Source organism: Pseudomonas glycinae (assembly GCF_001594225.2).
GTDB lineage: Bacteria > Pseudomonadota > Gammaproteobacteria > Pseudomonadales > Pseudomonadaceae > Aquipseudomonas > Aquipseudomonas glycinae.
In genome coordinates, this window is sequence record NZ_CP014205.2 from 3184049 (window position 1) to 3206773 (window position 22725).

Annotated in this window: 15 protein-coding genes and 1 pseudogene; 2 read left to right on the top strand and 14 right to left on the bottom strand. The window is 59.9% G+C overall.

The genetic code is table 11. From position 1 onward, the window contains the following. Positions 1 to 10: 10 nt before the first annotated feature. Positions 11 to 226 (bottom strand): hypothetical protein, encoded by a 216-nt coding sequence (locus AWU82_RS14390; protein WP_064380974.1) that lies wholly within the window; start codon positions 224 to 226, stop codon positions 11 to 13. Positions 227 to 588: 362 nt separating this feature from the next. Here AWU82_RS14390 and AWU82_RS14395 point away from each other — a divergent pair. Beyond that, positions 589 to 3057, top strand: a pseudogene (locus AWU82_RS14395) (RHS repeat domain-containing protein); the annotation flags it as partial. Positions 3058 to 3140: 83 nt separating this feature from the next. Here the strand turns inward: AWU82_RS14395 and AWU82_RS14400 are convergent. From AWU82_RS14400 to yaaA, 13 genes are all read right to left on the bottom strand, one after another. Further along, a complete protein-coding gene (locus AWU82_RS14400) occupies positions 3141 to 4592 on the bottom strand; it encodes a mannose-1-phosphate guanylyltransferase/mannose-6-phosphate isomerase (RefSeq protein WP_064382465.1) in 1452 nt (483 codons plus the stop codon). 150 nt (positions 4593 to 4742) lie between these two features. Continuing rightward, positions 4743 to 5399: an alginate O-acetyltransferase AlgF gene (locus tag AWU82_RS14405; RefSeq protein WP_064382464.1), complete on the bottom strand. Its 657-nt coding sequence runs from the start codon at positions 5397 to 5399 to the stop codon at positions 4743 to 4745. 15 nt (positions 5400 to 5414) lie between these two features. Continuing rightward, positions 5415 to 6587 (bottom strand): alginate O-acetyltransferase, encoded by a 1173-nt coding sequence (locus AWU82_RS14410; protein WP_064382463.1) that lies wholly within the window; start codon positions 6585 to 6587, stop codon positions 5415 to 5417. Positions 6588 to 6597: 10 nt separating this feature from the next. Then, a complete protein-coding gene (locus AWU82_RS14415; RefSeq protein WP_064382462.1) occupies positions 6598 to 8163 on the bottom strand; it encodes an MBOAT family O-acyltransferase in 1566 nt (521 codons plus the stop codon). A 214-nt stretch (positions 8164 to 8377) separates the two neighbouring features. Next, complete coding sequence (locus AWU82_RS14420; RefSeq protein WP_064382461.1) at positions 8378 to 9502, bottom strand: mannuronate-specific alginate lyase; 1125 nt, start codon at positions 9500 to 9502, stop codon at positions 8378 to 8380. Between the two features lie 8 nt (positions 9503 to 9510). Next, positions 9511 to 10962 (bottom strand): alginate O-acetyltransferase, encoded by a 1452-nt coding sequence (locus AWU82_RS14425; protein ID WP_064382460.1) that lies wholly within the window; start codon positions 10960 to 10962, stop codon positions 9511 to 9513. 10 nt (positions 10963 to 10972) lie between these two features. Beyond that, a complete protein-coding gene (gene algG / locus AWU82_RS14430; protein WP_011332555.1) occupies positions 10973 to 12544 on the bottom strand; it encodes a mannuronan 5-epimerase AlgG in 1572 nt (523 codons plus the stop codon). A 26-nt stretch (positions 12545 to 12570) separates the two neighbouring features. Further along, positions 12571 to 14052: an alginate export family protein gene (locus AWU82_RS14435; RefSeq protein ID WP_064382459.1), complete on the bottom strand. Its 1482-nt coding sequence runs from the start codon at positions 14050 to 14052 to the stop codon at positions 12571 to 12573. After that, the gene (algK, locus tag AWU82_RS14440; RefSeq protein ID WP_064382458.1) at positions 14049 to 15461 is read right to left on the bottom strand and encodes an alginate biosynthesis TPR repeat lipoprotein AlgK; all 1413 of its coding nucleotides are present in this window, start codon (positions 15459 to 15461) and stop codon (positions 14049 to 14051) included. The genes AWU82_RS14435 and algK overlap by 4 nt, the downstream gene beginning before the upstream one ends. A gap of 9 nt (positions 15462 to 15470) precedes the next feature. After that, positions 15471 to 16640 (bottom strand): alginate biosynthesis protein Alg44, encoded by a 1170-nt coding sequence (locus tag AWU82_RS14445; RefSeq protein WP_039769455.1) that lies wholly within the window; start codon positions 16638 to 16640, stop codon positions 15471 to 15473. A gap of 35 nt (positions 16641 to 16675) precedes the next feature. Further along, the gene (gene alg8 / locus AWU82_RS14450) at positions 16676 to 18157 is read right to left on the bottom strand and encodes a mannuronan synthase (protein ID WP_163974069.1); all 1482 of its coding nucleotides are present in this window, start codon (positions 18155 to 18157) and stop codon (positions 16676 to 16678) included. A gap of 106 nt (positions 18158 to 18263) precedes the next feature. Then, the gene (locus AWU82_RS14455) at positions 18264 to 19580 is read right to left on the bottom strand and encodes a nucleotide sugar dehydrogenase (RefSeq protein ID WP_064382457.1); all 1317 of its coding nucleotides are present in this window, start codon (positions 19578 to 19580) and stop codon (positions 18264 to 18266) included. Positions 19581 to 20390: 810 nt separating this feature from the next. Beyond that, positions 20391 to 21170: a peroxide stress protein YaaA gene (gene yaaA / locus AWU82_RS14460; RefSeq protein WP_064382456.1), complete on the bottom strand. Its 780-nt coding sequence runs from the start codon at positions 21168 to 21170 to the stop codon at positions 20391 to 20393. 281 nt (positions 21171 to 21451) lie between these two features. On the opposite strand from yaaA, the gene AWU82_RS14465 reads away from it, so the two are divergent. After that, positions 21452 to 22576: a polysaccharide deacetylase family protein gene (locus tag AWU82_RS14465; protein ID WP_064382455.1), complete on the top strand. Its 1125-nt coding sequence runs from the start codon at positions 21452 to 21454 to the stop codon at positions 22574 to 22576. The last annotated feature ends 149 nt before the right edge of the window (positions 22577 to 22725 follow it).

The following is a 22725-nucleotide window of genomic DNA, read 5'->3' on the forward strand; positions in this document are numbered from 1 at the left end:
CTGTCACAAGCTAGTCTTTTTCCAGATTTCTCAACCGTGCCAAGCCCTGGTTGATAAAACCCGCATTCTCCCCAATTCGACCAAGTGCTACGCGGGCATTCTCCCCAACGCTCTCGTGTCCCTGCTGCTCGACTAACAGCACCAGCTCCATCAACGCAGCTTCGAGGCCGAGCTGATTTTCGTACATTTTTTCGAGGACGACGGTGAGGGAATATTCGCTGGCCATGCTTTCGACTCCATTTGGAAAGCAGGAAGCATAGCAGGACACCTGTGTTGGCCAATTTCAGTTCGAGGCTGGGAAAAAGGTAATTTTGGTAATCCGGTGCAAAAAATTGGCTGCAGCCCTTATAGACCGTGGCTTTGAAGTATTACCTTTGAAGGTAATATTTGGTAAGGCCGGAGGTAATATTTCACCAAGTGCCTGATTTTAAAGGGGTTCGTAGGTAGGTGAAATTACTACGACCAAGGGTAATTTTCTAACCTCCCTATTACCCTATTATTACCTTTGGTAAACCTATCTAACCTACTGAATTTATTGGGTTTTTATGGATCTAAAAAAGAAAATTACCAAAATTACCTTTTTCCCACTCGGACAGCGTCGATGCCGGTACGCAAATCGAGTTGAAGGGACTCGCCGCACAAACGCTGTTCCGTTGGGACAGCCGTCAGACGCAGCGCGAGATTGAACACGACAGTTTGCTGCGCCCCGTTGCGATATTCGAAGAAGGAACAGGCGTGCCTCGGCGTTGTGTCGAGCGCCTGACCTACGGTCATCCCGGCAGCGGGGATCAGTCGCGAAACCAGTTCGGGCAGCTGATTCGTCATGATCATCCGGCGGGCAGCGTGCTGTTCAATGCGTTTGCAATCAGCGGCCCCTGCACCGAAGACATCCGCCACTTCACGCTGGAACCGCTGGCACCTGACTGGCCGGAGCGGGAGGAAGATCGGTCGGCCTTGCTTGAACCCGGAGCGGGGGCGACGACCCGACGGCGCTTCGGTGCACAGGGCGATGTGCTGGAACAGACCGACCCCAGGGATAACCGGCATGTTTTCGCGCTGACGGTCGATGGCCGCTTGCATGAGCGTCGGTTGCAGTTGAAGGGCCAGCGCGAGCAGACGCTGGTCAGTGACATCCGCTACGGCGCGGATGGCAGCATCGAGCGGGAAACGGCCGGCAACGGGGTGGTGGCCACGCTGACGTATCGTCCGCAGGACGGTCGCCTGACGGTTCGCCGTGATGAAGATGCCGCCAGCCGAGTACTGCAACACCGGATTTATAGCTATGACCGGATGGGCAATGTCTTGAGCATCGAAGACAAGGCGCTGCCGATCCGCTATTTCGCCAATCAGCGGATAGAGCCGGTCAGCTGGTTTGTCTACGACAGCCTGTCTCAGTTGATCATGGCGTCCGGTTGGGAGGCTGGCAGTGTCAGTCAGGGCCCGCAATCGATAGGACGCGTCGATCCGGCGGCGGTCAGCAACTATCGGCAGACTTACAAATATGACGCCAGCGGCAATCTGTGCGAATTGATTCACTTTGGCCCACAAGGCCATGGACGCAACCTGAAGCCAGCGCGGTACAGCAACCGCAGTCTTTCGTATGACGTCACGCCACCCACTGAGGAGCAAATCAAGGCGGCATTCGATCTCAGGGGAAATTTGCTGCAGTTGGAGCCTGGTCAATTGCTGAGCTGGAACCTGAGCAATCGACTGCAATCGGTGAGCCCGGTGGAGCGTGCCTCCGGTGAGAGTGACCAGGAGGTCTATCTCTACGGCGATGACGGCCAGCGAGTGCGCAAGATCCGCTCATTAAAGACCAACGCACGCACCGTGGTTGCCGAAGTGCGCTATTTGCCGGGATTGGAGTTGCGCAGCGATAACGGCACAGGCGAGCGGTTGCAGGTCATCACCGTCGAGGGTGGGCTCAACAGCGTTCGAGTACTGCACTGGGAAAGTGCGCCACCCGCGAGCGTCAACGATCGGTATCGATACGGATGTGCCGATCATTTGGGGTCCATCAGCCTGGAAACCGCCGACGACGGCGCGATCATCAGTCAGGAGCGTTTCCACCCTTTCGGTACAACCGCCTGGCAGGACGGCGAACACAGTTACAAATTCGTGCGTTACTCGGGCAAGGAGCGTGACGCGACCAGGCTGTGCTACTACGGTTATCGCTATTACGTACCCTGGCTGCAGCGCTGGGCCAGTCCGGATCCGGCGGGCATAAAGGCCGATGGCCCTAATCTTTTCCGGATGGTGCGCAACAACCCTTTGACGTTTTTTGACGAGCAGGGAGAGGAGTCGAATTCCAAATCGGCAGTGCGTACGGCAATCGAGATATTTGAATCGTACAAGGACAATTACAGCGACACGGACAGAGTGAAGCCCTACACCATGATGAACGAAATTACTGGGGGCAAGCTCAAGTTCCAAACAACGAAGGTACCAACCGCGGTGCTCGAAAAGACCAAAGAGTTGAAATTTACCCTGCGTCATTACTCTTACAACTTCGCGACGAAGGGCGCGGCGCCGTCACACATGGAGATCAAGTCAAACTTTTCTCTGGTCAACAGCAAAACGATGGTGTTGGGGGGGAAAGGTGGCAATACCAGCGAAAAGGACTGGACCAAGGCCGGGAATATGGGGTTTACCTTCTTTCTTCTATCCATAAACGGAGAGGTGAACGAGCGTAGGTTTCTCGCGGGCAAGACACATTTCGCAGAGTATGACCTTGACGACGAAAACGCACTCAGGAACGCCTTTGGTGACAGCTACGACAGCCTGGAGTTTTTTGCTTCTCCGGATGTGCTTGATCCGAAGCACTCATCCGACTTGAGCGCAGTTCCCATGATTAAAGGCCGATTGAAAGACTTGAAGGCATTGCTGCTAAGCCATTCGAAAATCAGTCCGGTGCAGATGGGAAGAATGAATGCACGGACAATGCTGGACAGTCTCGACAAGTCATTCCACGGAACACTTGAAATCAAAATTCCCGGATCGGTAACCGTCAGTACATGGCACAAAAAAGTTCAGGCCCGTACCTCCAGCGCTTTATGAGCGTCAGTAAAAAGCCCCCGCCCAACCCACTGCGGATAGGGGACGCAGCGGGCTGGACGGGGGCTTCCTGTTTTGCTCAATGATTATTGCGCGATGGTTTTCACCGACACGCCGCGTTCGACCGGAGTCGAGCGACCGTAGATATCTTCGAAGCGTTCGATGTCGTCTTCACCCAGGTACGAGCCCGACTGGACTTCGATGATTTCCAGCGGGATCTTGCCCGGGTTGCGCAGGCGATGCACCGAGGCGATCGGGATGTAGGTCGACTGGTTTTCAGTGAGCAGAAACACGTTCTCGTCGCAGGTCACTTCGGCGGTGCCACTGACCACGATCCAGTGTTCGGCGCGGTGGTGGTGCATCTGCAGTGACAGGCACGCGCCCGGCTTGACCGAGATGTGCTTGACCTGGAAGCGGCCGCCCATGTCCACCGAGTCGTACGAGCCCCACGGACGGTACACCTCGCAGTGGTTCTGGGTTTCGCTGCGGCCCTGAGCGTTGAGGGTGTTGACCATCTGCTTGACGCCCTGGACCTTGTCCTTGTGGGCGATCATCATGGCGTCCTTGGTTTCGACCACCACGATGTTTTCCAGACCGATCACCGACACCAGTTTGCCGTTGCCGTGGATCATGCAGTTCTTGCTGTCCTGGATCACCACATCGCCCTTGCTGACGTTGCCGTTGGCGTCCTTCTCGTTGACCTCCCACAGCGACGACCAGCAACCGACATCACTCCAGCCGGCGGTCAGCGGTACCACGCAGGCGCGCTGGGTTTTTTCCATCACGGAATAGTCGATGGAGTTGTCCGGGCAGCAGGCGAAGGTGGCTTCGTCCAGGGTGACGGTATCGGCATCCTGCTGGCTGCGCTCGAGGGTCAGCAGGCAGGTGTCGTAGATGTCCGGATCATGCTTTTTCAGTTCTTCGAGGAAGCGGCTGGCGCGGAACAGGAACATGCCGCTGTTCCAGTAGTAACCGCCGGACTCAACGTACTCGGTGGCGCGTTTGACGTCGGGTTTTTCCACGAAGTGCGAGACGCGGCTGACGCCTTCCGGCAGCAGCGAATCACCGGTGGACTTGATGTAGCCGTAACCGGTTTCCGGTTTGGTGGCCGGCACGCCGAACAGCACCATCTCGCCGTTTTCGGCGGCGACAGTCGCCAGCGCCAGAGCACGTTGCAGGGCTTTCTGGTCCTCCAGAACGTGGTCGGCCGGCAGCACCAGCATCAGTTCGTCGCGACCTTCATTGACCAGCATCATCGCGGTCAGGGCCACGGCCGGTGCGGTGTTGCGACCGAACGGTTCCATCAGGATCCGCTGGCATTCCAGGTTGCGGCTGGCCAACTGCTCGTTGACGATGAAGCGGTGATCCTTGTTGCAGACCACGATCGGGGTGTCCATGCCTTCGAACACCAGACGCTCGAGGGTTTGCTGGAACAGTGTGTGTTCGCCGGTCAGGGCGAGGAACTGCTTGGGAAACTGCTTACGCGAAAGCGGCCAAAGACGTGAGCCGCTACCACCTGACAAGATCACCGGAATCATATTGTTTACTCCATAAAATCGATTGGTTAGAGGCACGAACGCTGTGTCGTTTCACTCTTGTTTTTGTCTCGTATCCGAACTCTCACCTCGGTCCCTGTGGGAGCTGGAAAGCCAGCTCCCACAGGGAGCCGGTTCAGTTCGGAGAATTTGTTAGCGAGTCGACACCGGGCGTTTCACCCAGACTGGCGACAGGTTGTTGCCGTTGCCGGTGACGTACAGCACCGCTGCCTCACCGCGCTCCAGGGCGACCGGTTTCACGTCGCCGACTTTCTTGTCGCCTTCGTACAGCGCCAGGCTGACTTTCACCGGGTTGATTTCACGCTCGCCACGGCCCTTGGCTGCCACGTTCGGCACCACCTCGGTCTTGCCGTCGGCGGTCTTCAGGGTCAGCGGTTTGTCGCTGAGGTTCTGCACGCGCACCAGGGACTTCTGCTTGTTCTTGAACGGCGGTTCTTCGATCAGTTGCGGCGCGCCGGAAGCGTTGTTCACCAGGGTGTAGTAATGGTCACCGGCGAGTTTGACCGGCAGGGTCTGGCTGCCGACCTTGGCGCTGTAGTCACCGCCCGGCATGAAGCTGAAGTCGCTGCTGGCCAGTGGCGCGACGTCGCTCAGATTGGTGCTGCCGACGGTGGCGCTGACTTCAGCGTTGCTGGCGTTGTAGACCCGTACGAAGGTCGAGCCTTTCGGAGCAGTCGGGCCGTACAGCGCAGCGTCGCCACCGGCGAAGGCCTGGACCGACAGCACGCTCAGACCCGCAACCAGAGCGAAGCGTTTGGCGAGACGACGAGGAGTAGTAGTGAAAGTCATGGTGTTACCTCTCTTTCAGTTTTGCGCCCGATCGGGCGTCTCGGATTTAGTGTTGATGGCTACGTTTTGTTGGCGAGCGCCGGCTTGTTTGAGCTCTGCGACCCACTGTGGGTCGGCGTCGCCGATTTCGTTGTTCACAGGCAGATATCGTTCAGGAAACTCCCAGATCAGCACCTGTGGCGGGCTGTTCTTGAAGTCATCGCTTTTCAGGTAGCTGAGCATCGGCAGGATCGGGCCGTGGCCGTCTTCGGCGTAATTGACCACGTCGCTGTGCAGCGCTTGCTTGAGCGCCCCGACGAAGTTCCAGTTCGGGTTGGCGCTGTAGCTGGTGCCGATCAGGGCCACCGGCACTTCGCTGTTGGCGAACAGGGCGTCGTCCCCGGCAGGTTGCTCGACGGCCACGGTGTTGCGCTTTTGCAGCGGTTCCTTGGCCGGCATCAGGTTTTCGAACAGCGGATCCAGCGGCAGGAACAGACGCAGGTCGCCCTTGTGCGTGACTTTCTCCGCCGGTGTGGTGACAAAGTTTTGCGGCTCGCCGCTGAGCGGGAACTTGTCGGAGATGGTCTTGGCCAGGGTGTTGGCGGCGATTTCCGCGCCTTCCGGGGTCCAGTGGGTGTCAGTGCGCAGGAACACTTGCTGACCGTTCTGCTTGGCCGCTTGCAGCGGGCCGAGCAGGTCGGGGGCGAGGATCTTGTCCGCCGCGACACGGGCGTGGAAGTCCTGATAGAGATTGGCGTGGATGCTCGCCGGTTTCACTTCACCCAGGTGTTCCGGGTACAGGCGAGCCTTGGCCGGCACGATCGCCATCACCAGTTTCACGCCTTTCTCTTTCAGGGTCTGGCGCACGCCTTCGACCAGCGCGTAGTTGCCTTGCAGGTTCAGCTCTTCGTTGACGATCGGGTTGAATTCCTCATCGCTGTACAACCACTGATCGCGACCGAGCACCACGCCCGGACGACCTTCGTTGAACAGTTTGAAATCCAGCGCGGCCCAAAGGTTGGTGCCCAGGCGCTTGATCGGGAATTCATCGTCGTAGTGGGTTTCCACGGCTTTGGTCCAGCGGCCGTTGAGCACCGTCGCGTCGGCGTTGGTGCTGAAGCCGAAGAAGCTGCGCACCGACCACAGACCGAGCACCAGCAGGGTCACCAGAAACAGCGCGATGTAGAAGATGCGTAATGAGCGGGTCATGTCAGATCCCTCAGAACTGGAAGTAAAGGAACGGCGAGAAGCTTTGCGCCGAGAGTTTGAGAATCGAGGCGATGAACAGCAGCAGGATCAGCCCGCGCATCACGTAGCGCGACCAGTCCGCGGCCCAGTAGGCCGGTTGCACCTGGGCTTCGACGCCGACGGTGTAGCCAGGCTCATGGATGCTCGCCGGGTTTTCGCCCGGGGCTGCCTTGATCATTCCCGGCGTCGCTGTGGCCGGGCCGTTGGCCTCGACGTTGACTTCAGGTTTGCTCTTGGCCGGCGGCTGGTTGGTGTACAGATCGCGCAGGCCGAAGAACGCCAGGGTCACGTAAGCCACAACGAGGGTCGCGACTTGCAGACCGGTGAGGCTGGCCTGGTTGAGTTCCGACAGCGACCAGTCGCCGAAGCTGAACATCGCGCCGTACATGCGGCCGGCAACGTGCAGGTTTTCGGCACGGAAGATCACCCAGCCCATGACCACCAGCAGGAAGGTCAGCGCCCAGCGGATCGGGTTGAGGCTGCGCGGCGCGGTGTTGAGGCCGAGCATTTTTTCGATCGCCAGCCACATGCCGTGCCACGCACCCCAGACGATGTAGGTGATGTTCGCGCCGTGCCACAGACCACCGAGCAGCATGGTCAGGAACAGGTTGCGATAGGTCATCAGCGTGCCTTTGCGGTTGCCGCCAAGCGTGATGTACAGGTAGTCACGCAGCCAGGTCGACAGACTGATGTGCCAGCGGCGCCAGAACTCGGTGATCGACTGGCTGATGTACGGCTGCTTGAAGTTTTCCATGAAGCGGAAACCCATCATCAGGCCCAGGCCGATGGCCATGTCGCTGTAACCGGAGAAGTCGAAATACAGCTGCGCGGTGTAGGCCAGCGCGCCAAGCCAGGCATCGCCCGTGGTCGGGTTTTGCAGGGCGAAGCAATGGTCGGCCACCACGGCGAGGGTGTCGGCGATGAATACCTTCTTGATGAAACCCTGCATGAACCGCGTGCAGCCCTCGGAGAACTTGTCGAGGGTGTGGGTGCGGTTGTTGAACTGGTCGGCCAGGTCACGGAAACGCAGCACGGGACCTGCGATCAGGTGCGGGAAGATCGCCACGAACGCCGCGAAGTCGATCAGGTTGCGGGTGGCCGGGGTGTCGCCGCGGTAGACGTCGATGATGTAGCTGATCGATTCGAAGATGTAGAACGAGATACCGATCGGCAGCAGCACGTGGGTCAGGATGAACGGCTCGAGACCGAACGAGGTCATGATCGCGTTGATGCTCTCGACGCCGAAGTTGGCGTACTTGAAGTAGCCGAGGATGCACAGGTCCACCGCCACGCCGAGCAGCAGCCAGCGCTGGGCCGGTTTGCTGCGCACGCCGGCCGCGCCGACTTTCAGGCCGATCCAGTAGTTCCACAGGGTGACGCCGGCGAACAGCGCCAGGAAGTCCACCCGCCACCACGCGTAGAACACGTAGCTGGCGATCAGCAGCAGCAGGTTGCGATAGCGTTGCCCGCTCAGGTAGTACAAGCCGAGAAAGATCGGCAAGAACAGAAACAGGAACACGTTGGATGAAAATACCATCCCGATCTCTCCATGTTTGAACCAACAGTCAAGGGCCAAAGCCCCCCCAAACCCCCCGCTGAAAACTGGAGAGCTACGATCGTTCCCACGTCGAGGCGTCGAACCGTCTGCGTGGGAATGCCTCAATGGACGCTCTGCGTCCGCTTCGGCATGGGACGCGGAGCGTCCCGGGCTGCATTCCCACGCAGAGCGTGGGAACGATCAGCGGTCAGTGTCAGGAACCTTTGTTGCCCTTTTCATGGGACGGGTCGTAGACCTTGGTCAGGTCCCCGCCGAGGCGGAAGGTCTTGAACGGCTGCATGCCGTGCTTCTTCTCGATCACATCCGGCGAACAGGTGTAGAGCGTGCAGAACGGTTCGAGCCAGGCGAATTTCATGTCCTCTTTCAGGTCGGTCATGTCCTGCTCTTTGCCGTTCTTCTTCTCGAACTGATCCGGGTCTTTCACCCCGGCCAACACCCGGTCACCCAGACGTTTCAGCGCACCGTTGTTTTCCTGACGCAGATCCACACCGTTGACCTGGGCGAAACTGGCGATCATCGCCAGCGGCGGCAAGGCGTAGTTGTGATAGGCGAGGGCGCGTTGCTGGCGCTTGAGTTCGTTCGGCAGATAGCCGTCGGCATCGATCTGATTGACGCCGACCTTGTATTCCTTGACTGCCCAATCGAACAGGTCGCGGCGGTTGGTCGCGACCGACGTCGCCATCACCGACCAGGCTGCCCAGTACGAGTGGTTATTGGTTTTTTCCAGCGGCAGGTTGTCCCAATCGCTGACCACCTGATCAGCCATTTTGCTGAACCAGGCTTCGATCACTTGGGCTTCCTGCTGGTGCTGGGCCAGCGGATGGGAGTCGGAGAACTTCAGGCGAATGTACGAAGAGGCCATGCTGCCCAGCGCCCATTTGCGCATCGACTTGCCGGTGTGGTTGAAGTCTTTCGACATCAACGCATCGGCCTTGGCCCACGCGGTGAGCCAGTTGAGCGTGCAATCGAGCTGCTCCGGGCGACCGTCGCGCATGAACTGCATCACCCGCTTGGCAGTGCCGCGCTCAAGTGTGGTGATGTCTTTGGTGGTGTCGCGAAAGGCCTTTTCCGACTGCACGTTCAGCGTCGCGCGGGCCTTGTCCGAGCCTTCGTATTTGCTGCGAAATTGCAGTGGCCCGGTGTATGGCGTCGGCATTGCGTCGCAGCCTTCGCTCTTGTCGCCGGTCTTGAATTTATCCACCGGCGCAAAATAGCCCTGTGGCGGACGCAGTGGTGCGGCGGCCTGCGCGGTGCCGGCGAAGATCGCCAGCCCGAGCAGTGTCGGCGCCAAAAGGGTTTTCAGTTTCGGATTTCGCATAGCAGACCTCATTGCCCGACCTGAGCGGTTTGTTGCCCAGCGCCCGGGAATACGTTGCGTTTGCAGATTTTCGCTTCGACTTTCTGTGGCGCGGTGCCCGCTTCCGGGCCCTGGACTTCGACCGCCAGCAGGTTTTGCGAGGCCCAGTCTTCGTCCGTGCGCAACTCAAAGGCGAAACGACCGTCGGTGTCGGAGGTTTCCGGTTTCTCGATCTTGATGTCCTCGTGGCGACCGTTCATGTACCAGAGGGTGGCTTGCAGGGTTTTCACCGAGGTGTCGGCGAAGCGGATGTCGACCTGATGGCTGCTGTTCTGCAGGTTCAGGTTCTTGCTGTTGACCAGCAGTTCTTGTTTGCCGCCCGGCTTGAGCGTGGTGCTGGCGGACATTTGCGCCTCTTTGCCTTCGCAGCCGTTGTCGAGCAGCGCCATCATCTGGCGATAGATGGTTTCCTGGTCGAGGCGGTACAGCGGCGAGAATTCCCAGATAAGGATTTTCGGCGGCGTCTTCTGGAATTCGTCGCTGCCCAGGTACTGCAGCATCGAACCTTCCAGACCGCCGCCGGGGAACGCGACATTGAGAATGTCGGCGCCGATGGCTTCTTCGAGGAAGCCGGCGAAGTTGTAGTTCTTGCCGCTGTGCGAAGTACCCACGAGTGTGATCTGCGGATTGCCGGAATCACCGAACAGGTCGCCGTCGCCAGCCTCGCCTTTCGGCTCGGTGGTGAACTGGTCCATGTACTGGATCGCGTAACTGGTGCCGCACAGTTGCCCGGCCATGTTGTGCAGGGTGCCGGTCTTGCCCATGCGCCCGGAGCGTTTGGTTTCGAACTCACGCTTGGGAATGTCGGCGAAGGCCGGAATCTGCTTGACCTTCTCGGCGACGATTTTTGCCGTGCGCTGGGCGCCGTATGGCGTCCAGTGCTGGTCACCGCGGAAGTAGAAATCGTGAGCGGGCAGGGTCTCTGGCAGCGACTCGTTGGTCAGCGGCGACAGGTCCGGCACCACGTAACCCATCTTGGCGAAACGGCCGAGCATGGTCTTGTAGTTGCCCAGCGCTTTCTCGTAATCGAACGCGGCTTTTTCTGCCGGATTGAGCTTGTTGCGGTTCACCAGGCCACGGGTCGGCTGGTAGACGATCACCAGTTCGACGCCTTTGGCCTTGAAGGCATCGTGCAGCTGTTGCAGGCGCTTGTAGCCGGCCGGGGTGGTGTTGAACTCGGTGCGCAAGTCTTCCTGGGTCCGGAACAGCCAGTCGCCCTGCGCCTGCACCAGAGTGGTGAAGTTCTGCTGGTAGCGCGTGGTGTAGTTCTTCGCGTCGTGGGCGGCCGGGCAAAGGCTGCAGCACGGTTCGGCCGTGAATTTCGGTGGCTGGACTTCATCGGCGCGGGCGCCGTTGCTGGCCGTCAGGATGCCCACGGTCAGGGCCGACAGGCTGAGTAATTTGATCAGGTGTGGGTGCATAAAATTATCCTCAGTCCTGCAATTCGGTCTGGCGTTCGACAGGGTCGATCAGCACGGCTTTCTGCTGGCGCACCAGCAGGTCGAGAATTTCATCCTGGCGCTCGCCGAGGATGCCGTTGAAGCTGATGCCGCTGGATTTGGTCGGCGCCAGCATCGACACGCGATACAGCTCGACACTCAGTGGCGAATCGATCGACAGCGGGCCGCTGCCGTTGGCCGCCAGTTCACCGCCGACCACGATCAGCGAGACCTGGGCGTCGAACGGGTCGAGCTTGATGTCACGGTCGGTGTCGGTCAGGTCCTTGATGTGCCCGTAGACGCCGGTCAGGCCGTTGGCCATGGCGACGTTTTCGTAGAGGCGAATGTTCACGCTGTTACGAATGCGGATGCCGTGGCGCTTGTTGCTGATGACCTTGTTGCCCCATAGCAGGTTGTCGGCAGACTCGTAGAGGGTGATGCCGTCGGTGTGGTTCTTGTAGATCTCGTTGTAGGCAATGATGTTGTTGACGCTGTTACGGTCGATCACCAGCCCCGAGAGGTGGTTGTCGTAGCTTTTGTTGTTGAAGATGAAGCTGTCGTTCACCTCACGGGAAATGATGATCCCGTGCTTCTTCTTCGTGCCGTACACCGTGTTCTCGGCAATGATCAGACCGTGGGAACGGTCGTGCGGGTCGATGCCGTAGACGATGTTGTCCTTGTAGGTGTTGCCCTTGACCACGAAGTCGCGGGTCTCGTAGCAGTAGAAGCCGTACCACATGTCCGAGAACTCGGAGCCGACGATCCAGCCGGTCGGCTCGGGACGCTTGAGCACCTTGGCCATGTTCGGCGTGTACTGGGAAATACTCACGCCGTAGGACTTACTGTTGGCGTAGCCGAAGCTGGCCATCTTGCTGTTGACGATGTAAGTCTCGGTGCCGCCCCAGGCCAGCAGGAACGGGCGGAATTCCTTCGGCGAACGGAACGTCGCCGGGCCGTTTTCCTTCTCGCGCCAGCCGGTGACTTTGGTGTCACGCACGAACAGCTGGCCGTCGTTGACCAGGAACGAACCGGCCTCCTGCGACAGACGCAACTCCTGGGTCTGGCCGTCGATTTCGAGGATGCCTTTGCGGCCGACCACGATCGGCAACTTGGCCAGGTAGACGCCCGGCGAGGTTTCGCTGAAGTACTGCTTGGGCAGTTTCTGCGCCAGTTCTTTCAGGTTCATGTAGCCGTCGTCGACGAAGATCGCTTGCGGGATGCCGTGCTGACGCACCACCCATTCGGCCATCTTGTTGTCGCCGCCGATGAAGTCCTTCAGGGCGTCTTCCTGCATCATCCGGCGCACGCTGATCTTGCCCGGTTTGCTGCGCACGATTTTCGCGGCGGCGGCTTCGGCGGTGTAGCCGGAGAGGTCGGGCAATTTCGGCTTGGCCAGTTCCAGCGCTTCGGTCGGTGCGCTGCTGACGGTGTAGGTCTTGGCCTGTTGCAGCTCTTTCGCGGTGGTCGCGGGTTTGGCCGGTTCCACACTGGCGAAGGCGCCGGCCGAGGCCAGCAGCATCGCGCCGGCCAGCAGGCTGAGTGAGCCTTTGCGGGCACTGTTCATGTCGGGCACTCCCTTGGCGGTCAGCATCAGAAGCGCCAGATCACGTCGATGAACGCGCGGTGCATGTACGAATCGACCTGGCTGCCATAGGCGTCACCCGGCTTGAACACACCTCCACGGAAACGCACCAGCGCCGAAGGCTCGTCGATCGACTGGCTCAGCGCCGCCGGCAGCAAGCCTTGCTTGAAGTACTTGGTGACCACCAGATCCATCTCCTGACCCAGATCCTTGTTGCCGTCCTGCAGTGGCAACGAGGTGCTGGAAAGGATCGCGCCGGTCACGTCGTCAGTGTTGTTTTCCACTGCGTTGATGCCGTTGCTGCCCACCGGCTTGTTGCCGTCCACGCGCCAGAACTTGTGGTAGATCAGGCTGGCGTCGTACTGGTCGTTGAGCATCCACGACCCGAACAGGGTGGCGGTCTGCATGTTGTTCATTTCGCCACGGAAGGCCTCGCCGAAACGGTGAACCCGCGAGCGAGTACCGGTGTAGTTCGAGCGGTTGCTTTCCAGGCCGTTCTGTTCGTAATCGGCGCTGGCACGGGCATACGCCGCACCGACCTGCCACTGCGGATCGAGGCGCAGGCGCACACCGATGTCGGTGGCCCAGCCGTCGACGTTGTCACTGCGCTTGGCTTGCGCCGGACGAGTGCCATCGGCGTTGAGGGCGTTGACCGTGTCGCGGTCGCCGCTCATGCCGGTGATGCTGCCCCAGTAGTTGACGGTGTTGGTATTGCGCCAGTTGTAGGCGTCGCTGTCGGCGGTCAGGCCGAGCCAGCTGATGTCGCCGTTCTGGGTTTTATCCAGCGAATCGCGTGGTACGCCGGGTTCGGCGTAGTCGAGCTTGCCGTCGTCATGGGTGTGGTGACCGCGAATGCCGACCCAGTTGCCCGGTGTCCACTGATAAGCGGCATCGGCGTAGGCGTGCAGGCGATCCTTGTCTTTGGGGGCCAGCTCTTTCAAGTCGGTGCGGTATTCGCTGAAGCGTTCGGCGACACCGGCATTGGCGCGCAGCAGGGTGGTGTCGAAAGTCCAGTTCAGCGCTTCGATGTTGGTGTCGCGCCACTGGCCGTCGTCGTTGCGCAGGCGCTGGCGACCGAACTTGAGGATCTCGCCGGGGTAGGGCGTCAGGCCGCTGTAGCCGACCCAGAATTCGCGCATCGCCAGGTAGTTTTTCTTGGTCTTGCGGTCGCCGTTGTCGGTGGTTTGTTCACCGTCGGACTGCTGCAGGGTGTCGGTCTCGATGATGTCGGTCGAGGTCACGGCCTGGCCCATGGCGTAGGCGCTCCACGCGCCGCTTTCGCCGTAGACCCACGGACGCAGGTCGAGGCCGAGGCCGTTGACGTCGCCGCCGCTGGCGGTGCCGAGGTCGCGGTCGTCTTCGGACTGACCGGTGATTTTCACTTCGAGGCCGAAGTTTTTCGATTCAGTCATCGCGGCCAGGGTCGGGCAAGACCAGATCAACGCGAACGTGAGGCCAATGCCGGCCTTCACAAAGGGATTCAATTTCATAATTTTTCCTCGCCGTCTTCTTCTTGCAGGGCGTGCAGTTGCAGCGTGTTCTGGCTCAGGGCGCCACGGGTCGCCTGTTCCTGTTGCAGCAGGCGCTGGGCTTCGGCCAGGCGCTCGGGCGGCAGCTGGGCGGCGAGGGTGGTCGCCAGCTCATCGGCTTGCGGGGTGTTTTGCGCTTTGGCCAACTGGCTGAACACGTAGGCGTTGACTGGGTCGGGCTTGGTGCCCTTGCCTTGGGAAAACAGCTGGGCGATGGCGAAGTCGGCGCTGTTCTGGCCGTTGCGCGCGGCGGTCAGCAGATGGTCGAGGGCCTTCTGCGGATAGACCTTGCCCAGGTAGCCACGGCGATAGATCTGGCCGAGGTAGTAGTCGGCAGCGACTTCGCGGCCGACGGCTTTCTGGAAATGTTCCTCGGCGACTTTCGCGTCGGCCGGGACCAGTTTGCCTTCGTAGTAGAGCTTGCCCAGCAGCAGTTCGGCGCGCGGCTGATCGGCGGCGCGGCCGTTGTCCAGGTACTTCATCATCTGGTCGATGTCGCCCAGTTCCGGGAAGTCATACAGCAGTTGCGCGAGGGTGACCCACGACGCCGGATAACCCGGAGCGATCGGCTCGAGCAGCGACTGCGCGGTTTTTTCGTCGGTCTTGCCCAGGGTCGAATCGGCCAGCACACGGGCCACCGAATCCACCCGCTGAGCACTGACGGTGCCGCGGCTGTAACCGGCCTGCAGTTGCTTGATCAGCTCGGCCTGCTGCTCCGGCGCGCCACGTTTCTGATAAACCGTGGCCAGCTCGACGTAGCAGATGTCGGTGGTGTTGATTGCGGCCTTGCAGATCTTTTCCACGTCATCCAGATGCTGGTCGTAAGTGCCCTGGGTGCGATACAGCAGCACCTGAGCGAGACCGGCTTCCGGGTAACCGGATTTGCGCCATTGATCGATCTGCTGCTGGGCGTTGATGTTCGGGAAGCTGTGCGGGTATTGCAGGTACAGCATCGCGAGCGGGATCAGCGTGTTGCCTTCGCCACTGGCGGCGGCTTTCTTCAGCAGGCTTTCGGCTTCCTGATGCTCGGCTTCGGTGGAGCCGGGCTTGGCCACCAGCAAACGACCGAGTCGGGCCTGGGCACGCGGCGAAACACTGGCGGCGGCGCGGTAGGTGGCTTCGGCCTGTTTCATTTGTTCCGGATCGCGGCTGTCGACCTGGATGTCGGCAAGGCCCACCTGGGCTTCGCTGTAACCCAGGTCGGCCAGCGCACGGTAGTTCTGCGCGGCGGTCGCGGTGTCGCCGCGCTTGAGCGCTTCGTTGGCCAGACGCTGGTCGGGCAGGCCGGCGCAACCGGCCAGGGCGATTGCCATGGCCATGGCCAGGCTCAGTGGGGCCGGCGGGATTCTGATAGGGCTCGTCACAGGCATGTCCTCGACTTAAAGACCGGCAGCCATGGCTTTGTCGATCAGCCAGTTCAGGTTCGGACCACGGTCGCTGTTGACTTCCACCGGGCGGCCGGCGAAGCGGCTGTCCAGCGGTTCGTCAGGCTGGATCTGCACGCGGATGTCGGAGGACAGGTCAGCGCTTTTCAGGCTGGTGCTGCTGACGATCTTGCCGGTGCGGGTCTTGTCTTCGCCGGCGATCTGGAAACTCACCGGGGTGCCCGGACGCACGTCGCCGAACTGGCGATAGGAGAAGCGCGCATCGACGGTGGCCTGGGTGTTGCGCGGCACCAGTTGGAAGATCACGTCGCCCTTGCTCGCGTATTGACCGTCGGCCACCAGTTGCTGGGCCACGGTGCAATCGCACGGCGAGGTCAGGGTGCCGGTCATTTGCTTGCCGAACAGTTCTTCAACCTTGGCCGGGGACAGTTGATCTTCTTCCAGGTGACCTTTGAGTACGTCGAGCATGCTGGTGCTGAACGTCGCCAGCGGTGCGCCCTTGGCGGCAACGCCGTCGGACTTCACCAGGCTTTGCACGGTGCCGTCGCGCGGCATGGTGATGTTCATCCCCGGCACGCTGACCAGGCCGGCCTGCGCATGGCTGACGAAGTACATGCTGTACACCGATTTGAAAATGAAACCCGCCGCCACCAGGCCGACCGCGAAGATACCGGCGCTGAAGGTCACGGCTTTCAGGCGACCGAACGGGGTCATGCCGGAGTCGCCGTCCTTGACCTTGCGCGCCTTGGTGAAGTTGTCGCGCTGCAGGGTCGCCAGCACTTCACCGATGCTGACGATGTCGCCGGCCAGGTGCGAAGTGATCAGGTGACGCAGGGTCGAAATGTCCTGCGGTTCAAGGTTCTGGAACTGGCAACCAGCACGACCCGTCTGGCGGTCGTAGGAGCGCACTTGCAGTTCAACGTCCATGGCCAGGCCGAGGTTGTCGATGACGAACTGCAGACGCGCCTTGTACACCTCGCCGACGGTCAGCGGCAGTTGTCCGGCGTTGAACGCCAGACCACCGGCGGACAGGTCGAGGACCCGCGCTTCAACCGGAGTCCGGTCGGGGCCGAAGAAGCGCAGCTTGGCCGGGATTTTCACACGGGCGTGCTGACGCTGGGCTTCGGATTCATGCACTACGTTGGCGTTGACGGCGGTATTCATGGGGGCGATTTCCTTGTTAATTCAATAGGGGCAGGTCAGACCATCATCAGCAGCACGGCGACGAAAATGCTGCCGGCGGAGAAGGTCATGGTCCGAGACGACCAGGTGTTGAACCAACGTTGAAAGCTGGCGAGATCACGGGTCAGGGAAGTGGGTTGGCGAGTCCAGGATTGTTGGTCGAGGCGGAAGAACACGTAGATCTTCACCAGCGCACCGACGATCTGGTTGTAATAGAGAATCGCCGGGTAGGCCGGACCGATCCGGTGGCCCGAGCAGGACAGCAGCAGCGTCAGAATCAGACGGGTGATGCCGATCCACAGCAGGTAAACCAGGATGAACGCGGTGCCATACTTGAAGCTGGCGATGATGGCCACGGTCAGGCCGAGCAAGGAGGTCCACATCGATACGCGCTGGTCGAACAGCACCACCGAGGTGAAGGCGCCGAGGCGTTTCACACCCAGGCCCAGCGCTCGGGAGTTCTGCCGCAGGTTGTTGCCGTACCAGCGGAACATCAGTTTGCGGCTGGCCTTGATGAAGCTCTTTTCCGGCGGGTGTTCAACGGTGTTGATCGCGGCGTCCGGCACGTAGAAGGTGTCGTAGCCCAGACGCATCAGGCTGAACCAGCTCGACTTGTCGTCGCCGGTCAGGAATTTGAAACGGCCCAGGCGCCAGTGTTGCAGCGAGTCGCTTTCCACGTCGGCGATGAATTCCGGGTTGGTGACCACGGTGGCGCGAAACACCGACATGCGTCCGGTCATGGTCAGCACGCGTTTGGACAGGGCCATCGAGCACATGTTGATGTGGCGCTGGGCGAAACGCAGCTTGTGCCATTCGCTCATGATGTAGCCGCCGCGCACTTCGCAGAACTCGTTGGTGGTCAGGCCGCCGACGTTGCCGAACATCTGGAACCACGGCACGGTTTTGCGCACGACGCCTTCGCCGAGCACGGTGTCGCCATCGATCACGGCCACCACGGCGCGGTCGTCCGGCAGGTGACGGGAGATCGCGCGGAAACCATAGGCCAGGCCATCGCGTTTGCCGGTGCCGGGAATGCGTACGAAGTCGAGTTTCACCCGGTCCGGCGGATTCATCCGCGCCCACAGTGCCTTGACCAGCAGCTCATCGGACATTTCGACGATGGAGCAGACCACGGTGGTCGGCAGTTCGCAGTCGATGGCTTCGCGGATCACCGAGCTGTAAACCTGCGCGGTGGTCAACGCGTCGATGCGGAAACTGGTGACCATCAGAAACACATGGGACGGGTCCGCCGCCTTACCCAGCTTGCGAACCTTGCGGCGCAGGTGCGGGTAGACGATGTAGAGAAAAATCATGCCGCGTACAAAGTGCGTGGCACCCATCGAGTAGCGCCAGATACCTACGGCGCCAATCAGGAAAATGAAGTCCTTCGACTCGGAGTCGAACGTGGACGTGGGCAGCATCAGGGCCAGGCCCATCAGCAGGCTCAGAAACAAAAGCCAGCCGGCGGATTGCAGGAAAAAATGTTTGAGCTTGGACATGACCGTCATCCGAAGGTGATGGGAGCTTTAAGCGACAAGCTTCAAGCTTCGAGCTGCAAGTGAAACGCTTTGGCTTGCAGCTCGAGGCTTGTCGCTTAGGGCCGAGTTACCAGCAGATGCCTTCAGTGCGGCTACCGGCGCTGGTGGCCTTGGACATGAAGCCCACCAGGTCGATCACCTGCTTGCCCTGCGGTGCTTCTTCGGCCAGGGCGCGGAACTTCTCGTCGCGGTTGCCGAGGATGATCACGTCGGAGTTGTCGATCACCGAATCGAAGTCCGAATTGAGCAGGGACGATACGTGCGGGATCTTCGACTCGATGTAGTCCTTGTTCGCGCCGTGGACACGGGCGTACTGGACGTTGCTGTCGTAGATGCTCAGGTCGTAGCCCTTGCCGATCAGCATCTCGGCCAGTTCCACCAGCGGACTTTCGCGCAGGTCGTCGGTGCCGGCCTTGAAGCTCAGGCCGAGCAGGGCGACTTTGCGTTTGTCGTGGCTTTCAACGATGTCGAAGGCGTTCTGCACTTGCGATTCGTTGCTGCGCATCAGCGAGTTGAGCAGCGGCGCTTCGACGTCCAGGGAACCGGCGCGGTAGGTCAGGGCGCGCACATCTTTCGGCAGGCACGAACCGCCGAAGGCGAAGCCCGGGCGCATGTAGTACTGGGACAGGTTGAGGGTCTTGTCCTGGCAGACCACGTCCATCACTTCGCGGCCATCGACGCCCACGGCTTTGGCGATGTTGCCGATCTCGTTGGCGAAGGTCACTTTGGTGGCGTGCCAGACGTTGCAGGTGTACTTGATCATCTCGGCGACGGCGATGTCCTTGCGGATGATCGGTGCGTCGAGTTCTTCGTACAGCGACTGCAGAACGTCGCCCGAAGCCTTGTCGAGTTCGCCGATGACGGTCATCGGTGGCTGGTCGTAGTCGGCGATCGCGGTGGATTCACGCAGGAACTCAGGGTTCACGGCAACACCGAAATCAACGCCGGCTTTCTTGCCCGAGCAGTCTTCGAGAATCGGGATGACAACGTTTGCCACGGTGCCCGGCAGGACGGTGCTGCGCACGACGATGGTGTGACGGGTGGACTTTTCACGCAGGACAAAACCGATCTCGCGGCACACCGCTTCGATGTAGTTCAGTTCCAGGTCGCCGTTCTTCTTGCTCGGCGTACCGACGCAAATCATCGACAGGTCGGTGTCGCGAATCGCCTCGGCGAAGTTGGTTGTACCGCGCAGACGGCCGGTCTGGATACCTTGTGCCAACAGCTCACCCAGGCCCGGTTCAACAATGGGAGATTTGCCAGCGTTGATCATGTCGATCTTGTCTTTGGCAACATCGACGCCCACCACGTCGTGACCCCGAGCAGACAGGCAACCGGCACATACTGCGCCAACGTAACCCAAACCAAATATGCTGATGCGCATCGCAATTACCTCTGTATATATCAGGCCTTAGAGGGCCGGAGTTAATGGTGTTCAGCGTTCATTAGTGCACTCGAAAGTGCGGCATACAGGCGCCACAATGCCGTGTGCAGGCATACTAAGTTTCGAGTGTCTAAATAAGTGCACTCAAGATGTGCGTAACCAGGCCTTGTTGTTATGACGTGCCCTGTTATGCAGCCGATCTTCTTTGGAGAAGACTCTTGTGCAATCGTCTTGCGCGCTCGATGTCAGGATGAAAGTCCCGTAAATCAAGCGGTTGGGTGCTCAGGCGAGCACGTTTATAAGGGCGCGGCCATGGCCTTTGTAGGGGATATTAATGGTGCGTATCTCCTGTCCATCGTCTGCTTTGAGACTAGTTAGTCATCTAGGCAAGTTGCTGTGACAACTTGGTTACATGGCTATCTGCTCCGCGTAAGTTATCTCGTACAAACTCGGCGAGAATCGTTACCGGTGGTATGAGCTATGCATTCGGACGAAGTTCCTGTCCGCTCATCGCGAAATCTGAAATTTCTTGAAATATTGTCAGAGATGGCACCAGTATCAATTTGATAGCAATTTCGTTTTCGACCTTTAATAACAGGCGAAAAATCACGTTAGATAGTTTTGTGCCACTACGGTGAAAAAATTTAGGTGCCACTACTGAAAAAAATGATCAGTGTCGAGTGAAACTAATCTTAGAAAAGGCAGGGAGGTTTTTCTGGCGCCAGTAAAATGGCGAAATGTGGCGAGGGTTTTTTGACATCGTGCGAGCTGCACGACTCTTCGTATAAAGAGTCGTGCATTAGGCATGCTTTATTCGGGGGCGTGATCGCGTAGAAACACCAGATTATCCGGTTTCGATTGCTCGGCGCTGTAGCGATAACCCTGTACATCGAACTGCTTGAGCAGGGCCGGATCGTTGATTTTTTCCTGGATCACGAAGCGGCTCATCAGGCCCCGGGCCTTCTTGGCGTAGAAGCTGATGATCTTGTACTGGCCGTTCTTCAGGTCCTTGAATTCGGTGTTGATGATCCGCGCATTCAAGGCTGTGCGTTTGACCGCCGAGAAGTACTCGTTGGACGCCAGGTTCAACAGCACGTCGTCGCCCTGATCGGCCAGCGCTTCGTTCAGCCATTCACTGATGCGTGTGCCCCAAAAGGCGTACAAGTCCTTGCCACGGGCGTTGGCCAGTTTGGTGCCCATTTCCAGGCGATACGGCTGCATCAGATCGAGCGGGCGCAGCAGGCCGTAAAGGCCGGAGAGCATGCGCAGGTGCTGTTGCGCGTAGTCGAAATCGGCTTCGCTGAACGACTGGGCATCGAGCCCGGTGTAGACGTCGCCCTTGAAGGCCAGCAGTGCCTGTTTGGCGTTTTCCGGCGTGAACGCCGGTGTCCAGCTGCCGAAACGCGCGGCGTTGAGACCGCCGATCTTGTCGGACACGTGCATCAGTTCGCTGATCTGCGCCGGGCTCAGTTCGCGCAGTTGCTGGATCAGTTCCTGGGAATGGTCGAGGTATTGCGGCTGGGTGAAGCGCTGGGTCGCCGGCGGTGTTTCGTAATCGAGGGTCTTGGCGGGGGAAATCACCATCAGCATGAAGTCGTCTCCTTTAATCGTGGGGGCGATTCTAGGGGGTTGGGGCGGATGACTCCAGCTATCGCGTCCATAGGTGATCGGCGGTGTGCCACCCAACCCTGATCGTTCCCACGCTCTGCGTGGGAATGCAGCCAGTGACGCTCTGCGTCACCCCGGCAGCGGACGCAGAGCGTCCGGGGAGGCGTTACCACGCAGAGCGTGGGAACGATCATCTGGGTGCCTGCGGGAATTACTGTCGGATCGGCTATAGTGCGGCGCGGGTTTTGTTATGGAGACACCCTTTGCGCATTGTTCTTTTTTTCACCGCGTGGCTGTTGAGCGTCGGTGCCGTTGCGGCGCCGGGCGATATCGCGACGCTGGATCGCAGCACCTGGCCGGAAAAACTCGACAATCCGACCCTGTTCGACGTCGCCTCGCGGGCGGAAATCCTGATGTTCGCCCGCGGCCTGCTCGGCACCGAAGCGCTGGACGAAGCGGCGCTGGCCCAGCGTCTGGGGCTGCGCACGGTCAATCTGGACGCCATCAACAGCCTGCGCGAGCGCCTGTGGCAGCGTCTGCTCGCCAACTACAACTTTGCCCAGCAAAGCTGCGATCAGGATGCCTCGTTCTGCTTCCTCGTCGAAGACCTGCCGACCCTGCGCGAGCAGGCTGCCAAATTCGTGGTCAGCGACGAAAGCTATTACACCAGGTGGGCCGAACCGAGCCGGATCTTCCACCTGCAATACCTTGATGAGCTGATGCGCAAGGCTGCGCTGTCGCCGCAGACCAGCAGCGAACTCGATCATTTCGGAGACTACGAGCGTAACGGCGACGACATGCACGATCGCTTGTTTCTGCTGAGTTTCGACAGCGCCGCCAACCTGCAACCGGACAACACCGACTGGCTCGCCGAGTACCTGCGCAAGTCGAACCTGAGCGGCACCTTTTTCATGCTGGGCAAGGATGTTCAGGCGCGGCTGGCCGATCGTTCCGTCAGCAGTCTGCAAGCGGCGTTTTCGCAGCAGTGCGTCGGCGTGCAGGGCTGGGAGTTCCGCTCCCACAGCCACTGGCAGGACTGGCAGGATTCGGTGCGGCGCAGTGCCGATCTGGTCCGCAACAAGCTGCCGGAAAACTACGTGCCGCTGTTCCGTCCGCCGGAAGGCCAACGACGCAGCGATGCCCGTAGCTTCTTCAACAGTCAGGGCCTGCAAGTGGCGCTGTGGGACATCGATGCCCAGGACGGCGCCGGCAAGCTCAAGGGCGCTCCGAGCGCGCAGCGGGTGCTGACCCTGATGCTGTTGTGGCGGCACGGGGTGATCAATTTCAACATGAAACAGGATCCAGTGAAGACCGCGTTGCCGTGGCTGATCACACAAACCGCGCAAAGCGGTATCGGCTGGGAAGACTGTCAGGACGCGTTTCGCTGAAAAACGGCAAGAGCCCGGAAACATTGGGCTTGGGGTGATTTTTTTGCGGAATTTGATGCAGGCCGACTTCCGACTCTAACGGGGGCAGGGCGGTCCGCCAAGGGCTTTTCGTCACTTTGCAAAATAAACTTCAAAAAAGCGTCAAAGTG